Annotated in this window: 19 protein-coding genes and 1 other RNA gene; 9 read left to right on the top strand and 11 right to left on the bottom strand. The window is 68.8% G+C overall.

Going from position 1 to position 15,387, the window contains the following annotated elements:
* Positions 1–25 precede the first annotated feature (25 nt).
* The 3 genes from rnpB to LPN01_RS07280 all read left to right on the top strand — a co-directional run bounded on the left by rnpB (position 26) and on the right by LPN01_RS07280 (position 1,457).
* Positions 26–414: RNase P RNA component class A (gene rnpB / locus LPN01_RS07290), an RNA gene on the top strand.
* 183 nt (positions 415–597) lie between these two features.
* Positions 598–1,137: a J domain-containing protein gene (locus tag LPN01_RS07285; RefSeq protein ID WP_262827705.1), complete on the top strand. Its 540-nt coding sequence runs from the start codon at positions 598–600 to the stop codon at positions 1,135–1,137.
* Positions 1,122–1,457, top strand: a complete 336-nt coding sequence (locus tag LPN01_RS07280) for a (2Fe-2S) ferredoxin domain-containing protein (RefSeq protein ID WP_262827704.1) — start codon at positions 1,122–1,124, stop codon at positions 1,455–1,457. Before LPN01_RS07285 ends, LPN01_RS07280 begins: the two co-directional genes overlap by 16 nt.
* Before the next feature lie 52 nt (positions 1,458–1,509).
* Here the strand turns inward: LPN01_RS07280 and LPN01_RS07275 are convergent, their stop codons facing one another.
* The 10 genes from LPN01_RS07275 to LPN01_RS07230 all read right to left on the bottom strand — a co-directional run bounded on the left by LPN01_RS07275 (position 1,510) and on the right by LPN01_RS07230 (position 4,984).
* Positions 1,510–1,914, bottom strand: a complete 405-nt coding sequence (locus LPN01_RS07275; protein ID WP_262827703.1) for a SufE family protein — start codon at positions 1,912–1,914, stop codon at positions 1,510–1,512.
* Between the two features lie 79 nt (positions 1,915–1,993).
* Entirely contained in the window at positions 1,994–2,230 is a 237-nt protein-coding gene (locus LPN01_RS07270; protein ID WP_262827702.1) for a hypothetical protein, read from the bottom strand.
* A gap of 13 nt (positions 2,231–2,243) precedes the next feature.
* A complete protein-coding gene (locus LPN01_RS07265) occupies positions 2,244–2,486 on the bottom strand; it encodes a hypothetical protein (RefSeq protein ID WP_262827701.1) in 243 nt (80 codons plus the stop codon).
* A 25-nt stretch (positions 2,487–2,511) separates the two neighbouring features.
* Positions 2,512–2,805, bottom strand: a complete 294-nt coding sequence (locus LPN01_RS07260; protein WP_262827700.1) for a phage shock protein B — start codon at positions 2,803–2,805, stop codon at positions 2,512–2,514.
* A gap of 11 nt (positions 2,806–2,816) precedes the next feature.
* A complete protein-coding gene (locus LPN01_RS07255) occupies positions 2,817–3,080 on the bottom strand; it encodes a hypothetical protein (protein WP_262827698.1) in 264 nt (87 codons plus the stop codon).
* 14 nt (positions 3,081–3,094) lie between these two features.
* Positions 3,095–3,406: a hypothetical protein gene (locus LPN01_RS07250; protein ID WP_262827697.1), complete on the bottom strand. Its 312-nt coding sequence runs from the start codon at positions 3,404–3,406 to the stop codon at positions 3,095–3,097.
* 28 nt (positions 3,407–3,434) lie between these two features.
* Positions 3,435–3,818: an envelope stress response membrane protein PspC gene (pspC, locus tag LPN01_RS07245; protein WP_262827696.1), complete on the bottom strand. Its 384-nt coding sequence runs from the start codon at positions 3,816–3,818 to the stop codon at positions 3,435–3,437.
* A 1-nt stretch (position 3,819) separates the two neighbouring features.
* Complete coding sequence (gene pspB / locus LPN01_RS07240; protein ID WP_262827695.1) at positions 3,820–4,092, bottom strand: envelope stress response membrane protein PspB; 273 nt, start codon at positions 4,090–4,092, stop codon at positions 3,820–3,822.
* 1 nt (position 4,093) lies between these two features.
* Positions 4,094–4,771 carry a phage shock protein PspA gene (gene pspA, locus LPN01_RS07235; RefSeq protein ID WP_262827694.1) on the bottom strand — a complete coding sequence of 226 codons (678 nt, stop codon included), beginning with the start codon at positions 4,769–4,771 and terminating at the stop codon, positions 4,094–4,096.
* A 69-nt stretch (positions 4,772–4,840) separates the two neighbouring features.
* The gene (locus tag LPN01_RS07230) at positions 4,841–4,984 is read right to left on the bottom strand and encodes a hypothetical protein (protein WP_262827693.1); all 144 of its coding nucleotides are present in this window, start codon (positions 4,982–4,984) and stop codon (positions 4,841–4,843) included.
* Positions 4,985–5,158: 174 nt separating this feature from the next.
* Between LPN01_RS07230 and pspF the strand changes: the two genes are divergently transcribed.
* The 4 genes from pspF (at position 5,159) to LPN01_RS07210 (ending at position 11,763) form a co-directional block, all read left to right on the top strand.
* Positions 5,159–6,241 carry a phage shock protein operon transcriptional activator gene (gene pspF, locus LPN01_RS07225; protein WP_262827772.1) on the top strand — a complete coding sequence of 361 codons (1,083 nt, stop codon included), beginning with the start codon at positions 5,159–5,161 and terminating at the stop codon, positions 6,239–6,241.
* An 85-nt stretch (positions 6,242–6,326) separates the two neighbouring features.
* Positions 6,327–6,932, top strand: coding sequence for a superoxide dismutase (locus LPN01_RS07220; protein ID WP_262827692.1), 606 nt, complete (start codon positions 6,327–6,329; stop codon positions 6,930–6,932).
* Positions 6,933–7,170: 238 nt separating this feature from the next.
* Positions 7,171–8,811 (top strand): hypothetical protein, encoded by a 1,641-nt coding sequence (locus tag LPN01_RS07215; RefSeq protein WP_262827691.1) that lies wholly within the window; start codon positions 7,171–7,173, stop codon positions 8,809–8,811.
* A gap of 105 nt (positions 8,812–8,916) precedes the next feature.
* Complete coding sequence (locus LPN01_RS07210) at positions 8,917–11,763, top strand: TonB-dependent receptor domain-containing protein (RefSeq protein WP_262827690.1); 2,847 nt, start codon at positions 8,917–8,919, stop codon at positions 11,761–11,763.
* Positions 11,764–11,800: 37 nt separating this feature from the next.
* On the opposite strand, the gene LPN01_RS07205 is transcribed toward LPN01_RS07210, so the two are convergent.
* Positions 11,801–13,159, bottom strand: coding sequence for a protein adenylyltransferase SelO family protein (locus tag LPN01_RS07205; protein WP_262827689.1), 1,359 nt, complete (start codon positions 13,157–13,159; stop codon positions 11,801–11,803).
* A gap of 53 nt (positions 13,160–13,212) precedes the next feature.
* On the opposite strand from LPN01_RS07205, the gene LPN01_RS07200 reads away from it, so the two are divergent.
* Together LPN01_RS07200 and LPN01_RS07195 are read left to right on the top strand one after the other, a co-directional pair.
* On the top strand, positions 13,213–14,070 hold the full coding sequence (locus LPN01_RS07200) for an alpha/beta fold hydrolase (protein WP_262827688.1): 858 nt from the start codon (positions 13,213–13,215) through the stop codon (positions 14,068–14,070).
* The gene (locus LPN01_RS07195; protein ID WP_262827687.1) at positions 14,067–15,371 is read left to right on the top strand and encodes a DUF418 domain-containing protein; all 1,305 of its coding nucleotides are present in this window, start codon (positions 14,067–14,069) and stop codon (positions 15,369–15,371) included. The genes LPN01_RS07200 and LPN01_RS07195 overlap by 4 nt, the downstream gene beginning before the upstream one ends.
* Positions 15,372–15,387 lie beyond the last annotated feature (16 nt).

Below are 15,387 nucleotides of genomic sequence, written 5' to 3'. Positions count from 1 at the left end.
TCGTTCCCGGCTAGGGGCATGCGCGTCAGAGGGTCGGGCGGCCGCGGCCCCGGGTAACCGGGGGCGAGGAAAGTCCGGGCTCCGCGAAACGACGGTGCCGGGTAACGCCCGGCGGGGGCGACCCCAGGGATAGTGCCACAGAGAGCAGACCGCCCAGTCCCTTCGGGGACGAAGCCTTCGGGCGGGTAAGGGTGAAAGGGTGCGGCAAGAGCGCACCGCGCTGCCGGTAACGGCGAGCGGCATGGTAAACCCCACCGGGAGCAAGACCGAATAGGGACGGCACATGGGCTTCGTTTCAGCTCGTCGTCCGGGTTGGTTGCTGGAGGCGGCGCGCAAGCGTCGTCCTAGAGGAATGGTCGCCCATCTTTCCGCAAGGGGAGTGGACAGAACCCGGCTTACAGACCCTCTGGCATTTCCCCCGAACGCGCGCCACACCGGGGTGGCGTTCGGGGGGCGAATTCGGGAATGAAGACGGTAAAGACGGCGCTCGCGCCGGCGGGCGGCGCCGCGATGGCACAGCCGCCACGGTGACGTTCCGGCTGCCCTGACGCCTGCGTCACGGTTGCGCGTTGCCGTCCAGGTCTTATGTGAGCGGCCATGGCGCGCACCACGTCCCGTTCGAACGATTGGGGATTTCCCCGCTGGCGGGGCTATGGCTCGGGCCGCGACGCGACGACCGTCCGGTTATGCGACCGCCACGGCTGCGACGCGCCCGGCGACTGTCCGGCGCCCAAATCGCCCAACAGCCCGGATCGCTGGTATTTCTGCGCGACGCACGCCGGCGAATACAATCGCGGCTGGAATTATTTCGAGGGATTGTCCGCCGAGGAAGCGGCGCAGCGCGAGGCGTCGGAGACGCGGACCGCATCGGGCTATGCCAATGCCGGCCATTATGCGTGGGGCGGGTCGGGCGACGGCACCCGCTCGCGCGACGAGATGCGCGCGCTGGAGGCGCTCGGCCTCGACAGCGACGCCGATTTCGATGCGGTGAAGACGGCCTGGCGGCGGCTCGCCAAGGAAAATCACCCCGACGTCGCGCCCGGCGATGCGGACGCTGCGGTGCGCTTCCAGACGGTGCAGGCGGCCTATGAGGTCTTGCGCGCGGCGGAGGAGCGGCGCGAGTGGCGGCCGCGCTGAAGCGGGTCCGCAGCGACTGGGGCGCGACCGTCCTCGTCTGCGGCAAATGCTCGAAGAAGCTCGACGGCGGCTTCGGCCGCAAGGGCCGGTCGCCGCTCGCCAAGGTGCTGCGCGGTATCCTGGGTCTCAAGAAGGGCCGCAAGGCGGCGATCGGCATCGTCGAGACGCGCTGCCTGGGCGTGTGTCCGCGCGGTGGGGTGGTGCTGGTCGACGGCCGCACGCCCGGCGAATGGCTGGTCGTGCCGCGCGATGCCGATGTCGCAGAACTCGCGGCGCGGCTGGAGCGGGGCGTCCCGGCCGGTGCGACCGCGCGCTCCTGACGGTCGATGGCATCGCCGCGCACCGGGCACCGACGATGCCGTCCGGCACCGGTTAGCCGTAGCGGGCGGCCGTCTCGCGGATCAGCGCGATCATGTTCGGAATACCCTGCGTCCGGTTCGAGCTGAGCTGGTTCTTCAGGTCGAACGGCGCGAGTTCGTCGGCGATGTCGGTCGCGGCGATCGTCGCGGGCGGGCGATCCTGGACCGCCAGCAGGACGAGCGCGATGATGCCCTTGGTGATCGCGGCGTTGCTGTCGGCCAGGAAATGCAGGACGCCGTCGTCGCGCCGCGTCGGATAGACCCACACCGACGCCGAACAGCCCCGCACCAGCGTCGCATCGGTCTTCAGCGCGTCGGGCATGGGCTCGAGCGCCCGGCCCAGGTCGATCAGCATCCGATACCGGTCATCGGCATCGAGGAATTCATACTCGTCGCGGACGTCGGCAAGGTCGGTCATGCCCGCGCGGTACAGGCGGGGAAGGGCGGGAGCAACCGGCGCGGCGTCGTGGACGGCGCGGCGACGGCGACCGCCGGCGTCACAGGTCGACGCCGGCCGCGATCGCCTCCAGCTTCCTGATGCGTTCCTTCAGGTCGGCGATCTCGATCCGCGATCCGGCGGACGGCATCGGCGGCATCGCCTCCTGCGCATGGTCGAGCTGCTGCTGCTTGAGCGCCAGCCAGCCGCGCCAGCCGGACAGGCCGGCGGTAGTGACCATCGCCAGCCCGGCGAGCGACGAGAGCGAAACGGTGACGTAGAGATTGGGGTCGATCATGGTCCGCCTCCTTCTAGCGGTCGCGCAGCCGTTCGATCTCGCGGTCGAGATCGGCGGGCCCGCGGGTGTCGGTGATGACGCGCTCCAGCACCTGGATGCGTTCCTTGAGTTGCTGGACCTCGAGCGCCAGGCGCCAGGTGTCCTCCGCGGTCGCGGGCGGCGGTGCGTCGCGCCCGGCGCGCACATGGCGGAGCGAGAGCACCACGCCGATCACGATCAGGGCGACGACGATGATGATCATCTCGGCGGGGTTCACGGTCGCTGGTCCTCGTATGCGGTTGTCAGTTGACGGGCAGGCGGCGGGCGGCAGGACGGTCGTCGCGCAGGCTTTCGATCTCCTGCGCCAGGTCGACGCCGCGGTCGGTGACGATCCGCTCCAGCACCCGCACGCGCTCTTCCAGCCGTTCGGTCTGCGCAGCATATTGCGCCGCCTTTTCCGCCGTCTGGGCATTGAGCGCCTCGCCCATGCGTTCCTTGTGGCGCAGCCAGCTCTTGAACATCTCGCTGGCGATGCCGAGCCCGACCGGCAGGCCGATGACGACCACGGCGAGCATGAAGATGGTGAATCCGTTCATGTCGGCCTCCCTCAGCGGACGCGAAGTTGTTCGATTTCGTGGTCGAGCCGGTGCGACCGGTCCGTCACGATGCTCTCGACCGTGGCCAGCCGCTCCTGCAGCCGGTCGATCTGGCCGACGCGCCGGGCGTTCTCGGCGTCGAGCAACTGGATGTCGTGCCGGGCGGCGAGATCGGGGGCGGTGGTCGCCTGTCGCACCTTGCGGCGGCCGTACCATTGGATCGCCAGCGTGATCGCCGCGCCGACGACCATGAAGAAGACGTGATCGGGTCCCATCGTCCGTGTTCCTTCTAGCGGTCGCGCAGCGCTTCGATCTCGCGGGCGGTACGCTCGGCGGGATCGGTGGCGATGCGTTCGAGGACGGCGATCCGTTCCTCCAGGCGGCTGACCTGCCCGGTCAGCTTGTCGTTCTCGTTGGTGAGCAGCATGATCTTGCGCTCGGCGTCGATATCGCCCCCGTCCTGCGCCATCCCGCGGCGCCGGCGGCTGCGATAGTCGAGCGGCGGGTAGCCATGCTTGGCACGCAGCCAGTTGTTGGCGATCCAGGTTACCGGGCCGATGGCGATGGCCGTAATCGGGATCATCAAGGCAAGGTCGGACATTGTTCTGTTCCCCTCTTGTCGGCCCGGCTCAGCGCAGGCTGTCGATTTCCTCGGCCAGGCGACTGTTGCGGCTGGTATAGTGCAGCTCGATGTCGGCGAGGCGGCGGTCGATGTCGCGGAACTTGCTGCGCACCTCGGCGGTCGAGCGCTTGGGGTTGGAGCGTACGCCCTGCCAGAACTTGGCATCCTCGGCGGTGTCGTACAGGTCGTGCGGCCGGGTCGGCGCCATCCAGGCGATCAGCATGTAGGCGATCGGCAGCCAGGGGAAGCCGACCCCGGTGAGCGTCAGCAGGACCACGGCGATGCGGACCCACATGACCTCGACGCCCGTATAGTCGGCGATCCCGGCGCAGACGCCCTTGAACTTGGCGTCCTGCTTGTCGAGGTAGAATTGCGTGCGGCTGGCAGACATGTCAGTTCCTCCCACGGAGCTGATAATTGGGTTGTTCGTACGACGGCGCCGGTGCGGTCAGGCTCGGCTTGAAGTCCGGATTGTCCGCGGCGACGATGCGCTCGACGGTATTCAGCCGGTCTTCGAGACGGCGGGCGAGATTGAACATCTCGTCGAGCAGCTTCTCGTCCTCGTCGGTGATCTTGGGCGCCTGCTTCCACTTGGTGATATAGTGGAAGATGATCCACGGCATCCCAAGGAAGATCGCGGGGATGACGATGATTTCCGATCCCATCTCACCCCTCCCGGTTCGCGTTGCCGGCCATCCGCGCCTTCAGCGCGGCGAGTTCTGCATCGACCTTGTCGCTCTGACGCAGCTCGGCGATCTCTTCCTCCAGCGTCTTCGGCACGCCCAGGCCCAGCGCCTCGGCGCGGCCCTCGGCATCGTCGACGCGGCGCTCCAGGATGTCGAAGCGGCTGAACGCCTCGTTCGTCTTGGGGCCGGCGTACATCTCGCGCAGGCGGTAGCGGTTGTTGGCGCTTTCCAGCCGCGTCTGCACGTTGGACTGCTTGGCGCGCGCCTCGGACAGCTTCTTCTGGAGCTTGGCGATGTCCTCTTCCGACGCGCGCAGCGCATCGTCGAGCACCTTCACCTCGATGGTCAGCTGGTCGGCCATGTCGGCGGCCTTCTGTTTCTCGACCAGCGCCGCCTTGGCCAGATCCTCGCGGTCCTTCGACAGCGCCAGTTCGGCCTTTTCGTGCCAATTGGCCTGAAGCTGGTCCAGCTTGTTGATGTGGCGGCGCATTTCCTTCTGGTCCGCGATCGTGCGGGCGGCGGAGGCGCGCACCTCGACCAGCGTTTCCTCCATCTCGAGGATAATCATGCGGATCATCTTCGCCGGATCCTCCGCCTTTTCGAGCAGGTCGGCGAAGTTGGCGGCGACGATGTCGCGGGTGCGGGAGAATATGCCCATCGGTATCAATGCTCCTGAAACATGGCCGGGACGGGCGAGGGAAATCGGCCCGCCCCGGTTTGGGGCCGCTTACGCCGTCAGGCGGGCGGCCGTCACGACGGCCGTCTGGCCGCCGCCCGTCGCCGGACCCACCGCGCCAGCGACACAGGTGGCGCTGAAGAGGATGGTGCAGACGATGGCGGCGAGCTTGCGACCGATCTCGGAATTGAACATGGAAACCTCCTGAACCTCGAACCTTTTCACCACCGTGCGGCGGTATGCAGCAGGCATTGCAGGGGTCGTGCCAATTGCGGAAACGGCGGAAAAGCGACGTTTCCGAGTGTATTATTCGCATGAACCACGGATGAATGCTTGCGCAACGTTGGTGGAATGCGCCAGATGTTGGCGATGGAACGGACGTCGCAGGTCATCGGCCAATCGGGGGCCTTTCTGGATGCGCTGGAACGCGCCAGCCGCGCCGCCGCGCTCGACCGGCCGGTGCTCGTGATCGGCGAGCGCGGCACGGGCAAGGAACTGGTCGCCGAGCGGCTGCACCGGCTCAGCCCGCGCTGGGACCAGCCGCTGGTGGTGATGAATTGCGCCGCGCTGCCCGAATCGCTGATCGAGGCGGAATTGTTCGGGCATGAGGCGGGGGCGTTCACCGGGGCGACCAAATCGCGCGCGGGCCGGTTCGAGGAGGCCGACCGCGGCACCCTGTTTCTCGACGAGCTGGGGACGCTGTCGATGGCGGCGCAGGACCGGCTGCTGCGCGCGGTCGAATATGGCGAGATCACGCGGATCGGGTCGTCGCGGCCGCTGCGCGTCGACGTCCGCATCGTCGCGGCGACCAACGAGCATCTGCCCGACAAGGTCGATGCGCACGAATTCCGCGCCGACCTGCTCGACCGGCTGTCGTTCGAGGTCGTGACGCTGCCGCCGCTGCGCGCGCGATCGGGCGACATCGTCGTGCTCGCCGATCATTTCGGACGACGCATGGCGTCGGAGATCGGGTGGGAGCGCTGGCCCGGCTTCGGCCCGCGGGCGCTCGACCAGCTGCTGACGCATCGCTGGCCGGGGAACGTGCGCGAATTGCGCAACGTCGTCGAACGCGCGGTCTATCGCTGGGACGGGGACGGCGCGGTCGATGCGATCGAGATCGATCCCTTCGCCTCGCCGTTCCGGCCGCAGGGCGGATCGGGCGGCGGCACCATGTCGGGCGGCCCCAAGGCGGCGCCGACCGCGACCGGTCCGGGCGATGCCGCGCCGCCCCCCGACCGGGCGCAGCCGGAGGACGATCCGGTCGTCGCCTGCGATGCGGGGCCGTCCGACTTCAAGTCGCGCGTCGCGCGGTTCGAGCGCGAGCTGCTGGCCCGCGCGCTCGCCGAGCATCGCTTCAACCAGCGCTCGACCGCCGAGGCGCTGGGGCTCAGCTACGACCAGCTGCGCCATGCGCTGCGCCGGCACGACCTCATCCACGCATCGGGTTCATGACGCTTGCGTAACGGGGCGGGAGCGTTAGGCCGCGTCTCGCGTTAACGCCGGGACGCATCGTCCCATCTGAAGAGGAGCCCATCCCATGGCATTCGAACTCCCGCCGCTGCCCTATGCCTATGACGCGCTGGAACCGGTCATCTCGAAGGAGACGATGACCTTCCACCACGACAAGCATCACGCCGCCTATACCGCCAAGCTCAACGAGGGCGTCGCCGCCGACCCCAAGCTGGAGGGTAAGACGATCGAGGAGATCCTCGGCATGATCTCGACGCTGCCGCCACTGGTGCGCAACAACGGCGGCGGTTTCTGGAACCACGACTTCTTCTGGAAGATCATGGGGCCCAAGGGGTCGAGCCAGCCGTCGGGCGCGCTGAAGGACGCGATCGACGCCTATGGCGGGCTCGACAAGCTGAAGGAGGACTTCAACACCAAGGGTGCGGGCCAGTTCGGTTCGGGCTGGGCGTGGGTCATCAAGGATGCCGGCGGCGCGCTGAAGGTCACCTCTACGCCCAACCAGGACAATCCGCTGATGGACGACGCCAAGGAGCCGGGCACGCCGATCCTCGGCAACGACGTGTGGGAACACGCTTATTACCTCACCTACATGAACGACCGTCCCGGCTATCTGAAGGCATGGTGGGACGTGGTGAACTGGGACGAGGCGGGCAAGCGGTTCGACGCCGCCTGATCGCCCTACCCCGACCAAGTGCGGCGGGCCTCCTTCCCCGGACGGGAAGGGGGCCCGTTTCGCATCCGGGCCGCACGATCCCGGATCGCGTCACAAATCTGTCGCCGATGCGTCACGATATCGTCGCCAAACCCTCATGCAGGAGTCACGGGACGCTCCTAACCGCCGGGTCACGGATCGGCAGAGGGGGAGCCTTGGCCGATCGCAGCAACGATTCTGAGACCGGGAGCTATCGATCATGGCGAGCAACATGCGCATCGGCACATTCCTCATGGCGTCGACCGCCTGTCTGACGCTGGCCGCCTGCGGCGGTGCCGACAACGTCGCCTCGCCGGGCGCGGGCAGCGTGACCATCGTCCAGCCGGCCCCCACCCCGACGCCGACCGCACCGACGCCGACGCCGACCGCGATCACCGCGGCGCAGTTCGCCGCCGTTACCGCGGTCAACGGCATCTCGGTCACCGCCGACGAACAGCTCGCGATCGTCAACGCCGGCACGAACAACAATGTCAGCGGCACCGGCGCGACGCTGAACGGCGTCTATCCGGTCGGGGCCGCGTCGCTCACCACGGCGGCCGATCCCTCCGCCATCAACGGCTTCTTCACCAGCACCAACTACGTCGGCGCGCTCAACGGCCCGACCGACACCAGCTTCCAGGGCTGGACGTGCAATTCGACGGCGGCCGAATTCGGCGGTTCGGGCGCGCGCTGCACCGCGGTGCCCGCGATCGGCACGCTGGCCGGCGGCACCTGTCCGACCGGCACCACCACCCCGACCGGCGCGGCCGGCACCGGGACCGCCGCGACGATCGGCGGCTTCAAGGTCTGCGACATCCCGCAGGCGATCACCACCAGCCTGACGCTGCCGCGCATCCCCGGCATCGCCTATCGCTTCACCGGCCAGACGGAGGTCGGCACCGATCTCGGCACGACCGGCGCGAGCGGCGTGACCCTCACGGTCGAGGCCGGCGTCACCGTCTTCGCCAACGCCAATGAATCGACCAACGACCTGCTGCTCGTCAACCGAGGGTCGAAGCTCGTCGCGATCGGCACCCGCGATGCGCCGATCGTCTTCACCTCGCAGCAGAACGTGACCTCCGCGACCGGGGAATCGGAAACCAGCCAGGGCCATTGGGGCGGCATCATCCTGCTCGGCCGCGCGCCGACCGGCGTGTGCGCGGGCAGCACCGGTCCCAACAATGCCGCCGGCTCGTCGACGACCTGCCAGCAGGCGATCGAGGGCGTCACCGGCCGCTTCTACGGCGGGCCGACCGCGGCCGATTCGTCCGGCCAGATGTCCTATGTCCAGATCCGCTATTCGGGCATCGCGATCAGCGACGGCAACGAGTTGCAGGGCCTGACGCTGGGCGGTACCGGGTCGGGCACGATCATCGACCATATCCAAAGCCACAATTCGGCGGACGACGGCATCGAGATCTTCGGCGGTAACACCAACATCAAATATATCGCGGTGACCGGCGCGGACGACGACGGCTTCGACATCGACAACGGCTATCGCGGCTTCATGCAGTTCATGATCGCGGCGCAGCGCGTCGGCGGCGCCACGGTCGACAGCTTCTCGACCGAGATCGACTCGAACAACGCCGAGGACCTGCTGCCGCGCACCTTCTCGACCTACGCCAACTTCACCTTCATCCAGACCGCGCTGGCGCCCGCCGCGATCCGCCAGCGTGGCGGCTCCGACATGCGCTTCGTCAACGGCGTGGTGAAGACGGTGAGCAACGTCGCCTGCGTCAACATCATCGCCGGCGAACAGACCAGCGGCGGACGCAGCACGGTCCGCCCGGCCGACGCGGCGCTTCAGGACTTCGGCCCGCCGTCGTTCAACTCGGTCTACTTCGCCTGCCAGGGCCGCTGACCGTGCGGGGGCCGATGCGCTCCCGCCCACAGCATCGCGTCCGGGGTGGCGGCAACGCCGCCCCGGATACGCTTGTAAAAGCCTTCTGATCCGGGATTGACGGTCATGCCGCAACGGCTCGCTTTCGCCACCCTTCTTCTTCTGTCGACCACGCTCGTGGCGCCGGCCGCGCTCGCCCAGACGGCGGGCGGCACCGCATCGCCCGCCGCGGCGACGCCCCCGCCGGCGCAGACCGCCACCCCCGAGGCCGCGCCCCAAGCCGCGCCTGCCCCCGGCACCGCCTCCGATCCGCAGGCGGCCCCCGCCGACGCGCCGGTCGAGGTGTCCGCGCCCGGCATGAACGGCGACGTCGAGGACATCGTCGTCGTCGGCCGCAACATTCCCAACGTCGTCCGCTCGACGCCGCAGATCGTGTCGGTCCTGTCGGCCGCCGACATCGCGCGCACCGGCGAGGGCGACATCGCCGGCGCCCTGACGCGCGTCACCGGCCTGTCGGTGGTCGGCGGCGGCTTCGTCTACGTCCGCGGCCTCGGCGACCGCTATTCCTCGTCGCTGCTCAACGGATCGCCGCTGCCCAGCCCCGAGCCGCTGCGCCGGTCGGTCCCGCTCGACATCTTCCCGACCACGATCGTCGGATCGGCGCTGGTCCAGAAGACCTATTCGGTGAACTATCCCGGCGAATTCGGCGGCGGCGTCATCAACCTCACGACCAAGGCGATCCCCGACAGGAATTTCATCTCGGCCGGCGCGACCATCTCCGCCGACGATGCGACGACGAGCGAGCTGGGCTATACCTATTACGGCGGCGGCGCCGACTGGATCGGCTATGACGACGGCACGCGCAAGGTGCCCGCGTTCATCCGCAACGCCCCCAACGGCAGCGGCATCATCCCGGCGGCGCAGGTCGCGCAGCTGTCCAACGCCTCGACGACGCTGCTCCAGCGCAACAACCAGCTGCCGGCGAACTGGTCGGCGGAGATCAGCGGCGGTTCGGTCTACGACATCGGGTCGTCGCGGCTGGGCGTGATCGCCTCGCTGAGCGCCAGCAACACCTTCCGCACGCGCTTCGCCACGCAGCAGGATACGGTGTCCGCCGACGGCACGCTGCGCAACGATTTCAGCACGCTGCTGACCGACAACCGCATCGTCGCCAACGCGCTGATCGGCCTCGGCCTCGAATTCGGCGAAAACACGATCCGCTGGACCAACGTCTACATCCACGACACGCTGAAGCAGGCGCGCGGATCGGCGGCGACGCTGTACAACAACGCCAGCGGCCTGCGCTTCCAGCAGAACACCAACTGGTTCGAACGCCAGCTGATCGAGACGCAGCTGGTCGGCGAGTTCAAGCTGTCCGATGCGCTGAAGATCGACGCGCGCGGCGCCTATGCCAATTCGAAGCGCAACGCGCCCTACGAGCGCCAGTTCGACTATCTGTGCTCGACGACGACCACCAACGGCTATCCGATCACCAGCGACGGCGTGCAGCAGGCGGGCGGCTTCCAGTGCAACGGCGCCTATCAGGTGACGCAGCGCTTCACCCCCTTCGCCTCGATCATCTTCAGCGAGCTGAACGAGGATCTGTGGACCGGCCAGGCGGATGCGTCGTACAAGATCGACGGCGACCGTCCGGTCACCTTGTCGGCGGGCTATTTCTACCAGGGCACCGACCGCACCTCGTCGCGGCTGGTGTTCAACTACCAGACGTCGCGCGGCGGCGGCACCGCGCCGGGCTATCCGTACAACCTGCTGCGGCCCGATTACCTGCTGAGCCCGGACGTGCTCAACAACGCCTGTCCGCTCGACGGCACCGGCGCGTGCACGATCCAGCTGCAGTTCAACACCGCCGCGGGCGCCTATCGCTACGACGCGAAGCTCGACGTCCATGCCGGCTACGTCCAGGCCGAGGGGGAGGCGTTCGACGGCCTGCGCGCGGTGATCGGCGTGCGCTATGAAAAGGGCGACGAGCGGGTGACGCCGTTCGGCACGACCACCGGCGGCACGCGGCTGAGGAACGATTATTTCCTGCCCGCCTCGACCCTGACCTGGAATTTCGCGGCGGACATGCAGCTGCGCGCGAGCGCCGCCAAGACGATCTCGCGCCCGCAATTCCGCGAACTGGCGCCGCAGCAGTTCCGCGATCCCGATTCGGACCGGCTGTTCTTCGGCAACCCGTTGCTGCGCGATTCCGAACTGTACAATCTCGAAGCGCGCTACGAATGGTTCTTCAAGCGCGACCAGCGCTTCACGCTCGCGGGCTTCTACAAGCGGATCGATCGCCCGATCGAACAGGTCGGCTTCTACACCGGCGCCGACGACCGGTTGCAGACCGGCTTCACCTATCTGCCCAAGGCGACGCTCTACGGGGGCGAGGTCGAATTGCAGAAATACGTGCCGCTCGGCGGGCTGTTCGGCGGGGACGTCTTCGCGACCCGGCGCGCGCTGTTCGTCGCCAACTACACCTACACCAAGTCGAGCATCACCGCCGACGGCAGCTGCGTGCCGTCGATCGCGGCGCCCAACCAGGCATCGGGCGGTTGCGGCGTCGGCTTCGCGCCCGCCGCCAGCCTGTTCCGCAACGGCGCGCCGCTGACCGGCCAGTCGGACCATCTGGTCAATTTGCAGGTCGGGATCGAGGACACCGCCTCGCTGTCGCAGGTCACGCTGTTGTTCAACTATGCCAGCGACCGCGTCACCAACCGCGGCCCGTCGCTGCTCAGCGGCAATGCGTTCCAGCCCGACATCGTCGAGCATCCGGGCATCCGCCTCGACCTCGTCGCGCGTCAGGGGGTCGAACTGCTCGGCGGCAAGATCGAGATCAAGGCGGAAGCGCGCAACCTCACCCGCACCAAATATCGCGAAAGCCAGAGCTTCGCGAGCGGCAAGGAGGTGTTCATCAACCGCTACAACCTCGGCCGGGTGTTCAGCCTGGGCGTCAGCGCGACGTTCTGATCCGCGTAGGGTCGGACCGGGGCTGCCCGGTCCGACCCTACGCCAGCGCGTCTCCCATCGCGCGCACCGCGGCGACCTTGGCGTGCAGCGCCGACCAGTCGTCGCGCTCGGCGATCGGTGCCCAGATCGCCTCGACCTCCTCGATCCCCATGCCGCAGGGTTCGCCCTGCCAATAGGGATGGCTGCGCTCCTTGCGCGGTGCATAGGGGCCGAGCGCATCGCGCAGCGCGGCCCATTCTTCGCCATAGCTCTCGGGCAACCGCCCGCCGAACGCATCGAAGAAGAACCGGTCCAGCCCCACGCCGGTGGCGCGCAGCGCGCGCTCCAGCGTCTGGACCAGCGCGCGATCCGGGGCGGTCCCGCGCGGGACTACGCCCAGCCGCCACAGCAGCGCGTCGGCGATCCGCGGGGCATAGCGGCCCCCGAACTGTTCGATCAGCGCGATCAGCGGGTCGCTCTCGGCGATCAGCCGCAGCGACGCGGCGAGCTGCATCACGTCCCAGTGGATCGCCTCCGGCTGGCGACCGAAGGCATAGAGGCCGGCATGGTCGAAATAGGCCGCGACGAATGCCGGGTCCCATGTCGGCGCGAACCGCCACGGGCCGTAATCGAAGCTTTCGCCGGTGACGTTGATGTTGTCGCTGTTGAGCACGCCATGGACGAACCCCGCCGCCATGTAGCGTGCCGCGAGCGTCGCGGTGCGATCGACCACGCGATCGAGCAGCTGGACGGGATCGTCCGATTCCTCGCCGTACAGGTTGCGGAGCACATAGCCGACGAGCGCGCGCATGCCGTCCTCGTCCTGGTGATAGGCGAGCCGCTGGAACGTGCCGATGCGGATATGGCCATGGCTCATCCGCACCATCACCGCCGCGCGGGTGGGGGAGGGTTCGTCGCCGCGGACCAGCTCCTCGCCGGTTTCGATCAGCGACAGCGTGCGGCTGGTCGGCACGTTCAGCGCCTCCAGCATCTCGGTCGCCAGGATCTCGCGCACGCCGCCCTTCAGGGTCAGGCGGCCGTCGCCGAAGCGGCTGTAGGGCGTCTGCCCCGACCCCTTGGTGCCGAGGTCGAGCAGCCGCCCCTGCGCGTCGCGCACCTGCGCGAAGGTGAAGCCGCGGCCGTCGCCGATATCGGGATTGTACTGGCGGAACTGGTGCCCGTGATAGCGCAGCGCCAGCGGCTGCGGCAGCGTGCCGGCTAGGGGAGCGAAACGGCCGAAATGCGCCACCCATTCGGCCTCGGTCAACCCGTCCAGCCCTACCTGTGACGCGGCGCGATCGTTGCGGAAGCGCAGCCGCGTGTCCGGAAAATCGGCGGCCGCGACCGGATCCCAGAGCGTGGGCCCGAGATCGAGCAGCGTGGCGGCGGGGCGGTAAGCTTGCGGGGTGGTGGGCATGTGTGGATATGGAGGTTGCCGCCCCGGCCGCGCAACCCCGAGGATCCCAAGCCATGGCTGCCTTCGAAGACTGCTACTGGATGTCGGCCGACGGGCTGAAGCTGCATTACCGGCTGTATCCGGGCGACACCGCGTTGCCGCCGGTGCTGTGCCTGCCCGGCCTGACCCGCAACGCGCGCGACTATGACGCGTTCGCCGCGCGGCTGGCGGGGCGGCGACAGGTGATCGCGGTCGACTTCCGCGGTCGCGGCAAGAGCGAGCATGCGAAGGATCCGATGACCTACGTGCCCGCGACCTATGTCGCCGACGTGCAGGCGCTGCTGGCGGAACGGGGCATCGCGCGGGTCGTCGCGATCGGCACGTCGCTGGGCGGGATCGTCACGATGCTGCTGGCGCAGGCGGGGGCGGGGATCGCAGGCGCCCTGCTCAACGACGTCGGGCCCGAGATCGAGCCCGCAGGGATCAGCCGCATCCGCGGCTATGTCGGCAAGGGCAGCAGCTGCCCGACCTGGATGCATGCCGCGCGGACGCTGGCGGACGCCAACGGCGACGTCTATCCCGACTGGCAGATCGAGGACTGGCTGGCGATGGCCAAGCGCGTCTACCGCCTCAACAGCGGCGGGCGCATCGTGCTCGACTACGACCTCAAGATCGCCGAACCGTTCCGTACGCCCGGCAACGAGACCGGGCCCGACATGTGGGCGGCGCTGTCCGCGCTTCGCGACGTGCCGGTGCTGATCGTGCGCGGCGGCCGGTCGGACGTGCTGGCGCAGGCGGTAGCGGAGCGGATGCTGGCCGCGCTCGATCGCGGCGAGCTCGTCACCGTGCCAGGCGTCGGCCACGCGCCGATGCTGACCGAGGAGGCGCTGCACGACCCGATCGACCGGCTGCTGGAACGCGCGACGGCGTGATCGCGGCGCGCGACGAACCCGACGGCGCGCCGCGGCTCGCGACGCTCGACATCCTGCGCGGGCTGGCGATCCTCGGCATCCTGTTCATGAACGTCAGCGAGATGGGCGCGTCGATGACCGCCAACTGGTCGGACATCCGGCATCTGGGCTGGAACGAGGCGGATCGGATCGCCTGGTGGCTGCGGACCCTGCTGGTCGAGGGCACCGCGCGCGGGCTGCTGGAGATGTTGTTCGGTGCGGGGATGCTGATCCTGACCGACCGGATCGCCACCGCATCCGCCGGCGCGCTCGCGCTGCCGTTGCGCTACGGGTGGCGCAACATCGTGCTCTGGGCGTTCGGGATGGCGCATATGGCGCTGTTGCTGTGGCCGGGCGACATCCTCCACACCTATGCCGTCGCCGCGCTGTTCGCCTGTACGGCACGGGCGCTGCCGCCACGCGCGATGCTTGCGATCGGCCTGTCCTATGCCGCGTTCACGATGGCGACCGGCGTCGGCGCGATCGGGCACGAGGCGGGCGTCCGCGCCGCGGCGGGGTCGGGCGACCGCACCGCCGTCGCCACGCTGCGGACGATGACGGCGGAGCGGGCGCGCTTTCGCGTCGCGGATGCCGCCGCCGTCCGGCGCGAAGATGCGGCGGGGCGCGGCGACGCCCGCGCCTGGGCCGTCGGCCAGTGGCGGGTCGCGGTGTCCCGGCTGGGCGGCGACGAACTGGTCTTCATCTGGGAAGCGGCGGCGACGATGCTGATCGGCGCGGCCCTGTTCCGCTGGGGGGCATTGGGTGGGGGCTGGTCGCGGCGCCGCTACGGGTGGTTGCTGGCGGCGGGATATGGCGTCGGCTTGCCGCTGCGGACCTACGCCGCGTGGGAGGCGACGCGGTTCGACGCGCGGGTCGAGATCGCCTGGGTGTGGGAGGATGCGGCGCGGCTGGCGATGACCGCCGGCCATCTGGCGATCGTCATGCTGCTGGCGTCATCGCCGCGCGCGATGGCGTGGCTGCGCCCGTTCGCGGCGACGGGGCGCACCGCGCTGACGCTGTATGTCGCGCAGACGATGATCGTGTCGTGGCTGGTCTTTTCGCCGATGGGGCTGGGGCTGTACGGGCGATTGGGCTGGGCGTCGATGATGCTGCTCGCGCTGGCCGTCGACGCACTGCTGGTTTGGGCCGCGATCCTGTACCTGCGCCGCTATCGCATCGCGCCAGTCGAATGGGCCTGGCGCTCGCTGGTCGAGGGGCGGCGGCTGCCGATCCGCCGCCAGGACCGGTCCGGTCCCGGGGCGCGAACGGCCCCGTCGTCGTAACCCCGGACCGGTTCGG

It is taken from the genome of Sphingomonas sp. A2-49, assembly GCF_025548555.1.
Taxonomy (GTDB): Bacteria; Pseudomonadota; Alphaproteobacteria; order Sphingomonadales; family Sphingomonadaceae; genus Sphingomonas.
Note: the sequence above shows the minus strand (reverse complement) of the source record. Positions and strands in the feature narration are given on the sequence as shown.

Coding starts and splice junctions, on each gene's coding strand:
- LPN01_RS07285 (WP_262827705.1), top strand. CDS start 598: ATGGCGCGCACCACGTCCCGTTCGAACGATTGGGGATTTCCCCGCTGG.
- LPN01_RS07275 (WP_262827703.1), bottom strand. CDS start 1,914: ATGACCGACCTTGCCGACGTCCGCGACGAGTATGAATTCCTCGATGCC.
- LPN01_RS07270 (WP_262827702.1), bottom strand. CDS start 2,230: ATGATCGACCCCAATCTCTACGTCACCGTTTCGCTCTCGTCGCTCGCC.
- LPN01_RS07260 (WP_262827700.1), bottom strand. CDS start 2,805: ATGAACGGATTCACCATCTTCATGCTCGCCGTGGTCGTCATCGGCCTG.
- LPN01_RS07255 (WP_262827698.1), bottom strand. CDS start 3,080: ATGGGACCCGATCACGTCTTCTTCATGGTCGTCGGCGCGGCGATCACG.
- LPN01_RS07250 (WP_262827697.1), bottom strand. CDS start 3,406: ATGTCCGACCTTGCCTTGATGATCCCGATTACGGCCATCGCCATCGGC.
- pspC (WP_262827696.1), bottom strand. CDS start 3,818: ATGTCTGCCAGCCGCACGCAATTCTACCTCGACAAGCAGGACGCCAAG.
- pspB (WP_262827695.1), bottom strand. CDS start 4,092: ATGGGATCGGAAATCATCGTCATCCCCGCGATCTTCCTTGGGATGCCG.
- pspA (WP_262827694.1), bottom strand. CDS start 4,771: ATGGGCATATTCTCCCGCACCCGCGACATCGTCGCCGCCAACTTCGCC.
- LPN01_RS07230 (WP_262827693.1), bottom strand. CDS start 4,984: ATGTTCAATTCCGAGATCGGTCGCAAGCTCGCCGCCATCGTCTGCACC.
- pspF (WP_262827772.1), top strand. CDS start 5,159: ATGGAACGGACGTCGCAGGTCATCGGCCAATCGGGGGCCTTTCTGGAT.
- LPN01_RS07220 (WP_262827692.1), top strand. CDS start 6,327: ATGGCATTCGAACTCCCGCCGCTGCCCTATGCCTATGACGCGCTGGAA.
- LPN01_RS07215 (WP_262827691.1), top strand. CDS start 7,171: ATGGCGAGCAACATGCGCATCGGCACATTCCTCATGGCGTCGACCGCC.
- LPN01_RS07210 (WP_262827690.1), top strand. CDS start 8,917: ATGCCGCAACGGCTCGCTTTCGCCACCCTTCTTCTTCTGTCGACCACG.
- LPN01_RS07205 (WP_262827689.1), bottom strand. CDS start 13,159: ATGCCCACCACCCCGCAAGCTTACCGCCCCGCCGCCACGCTGCTCGAT.
- LPN01_RS07200 (WP_262827688.1), top strand. CDS start 13,213: ATGGCTGCCTTCGAAGACTGCTACTGGATGTCGGCCGACGGGCTGAAG.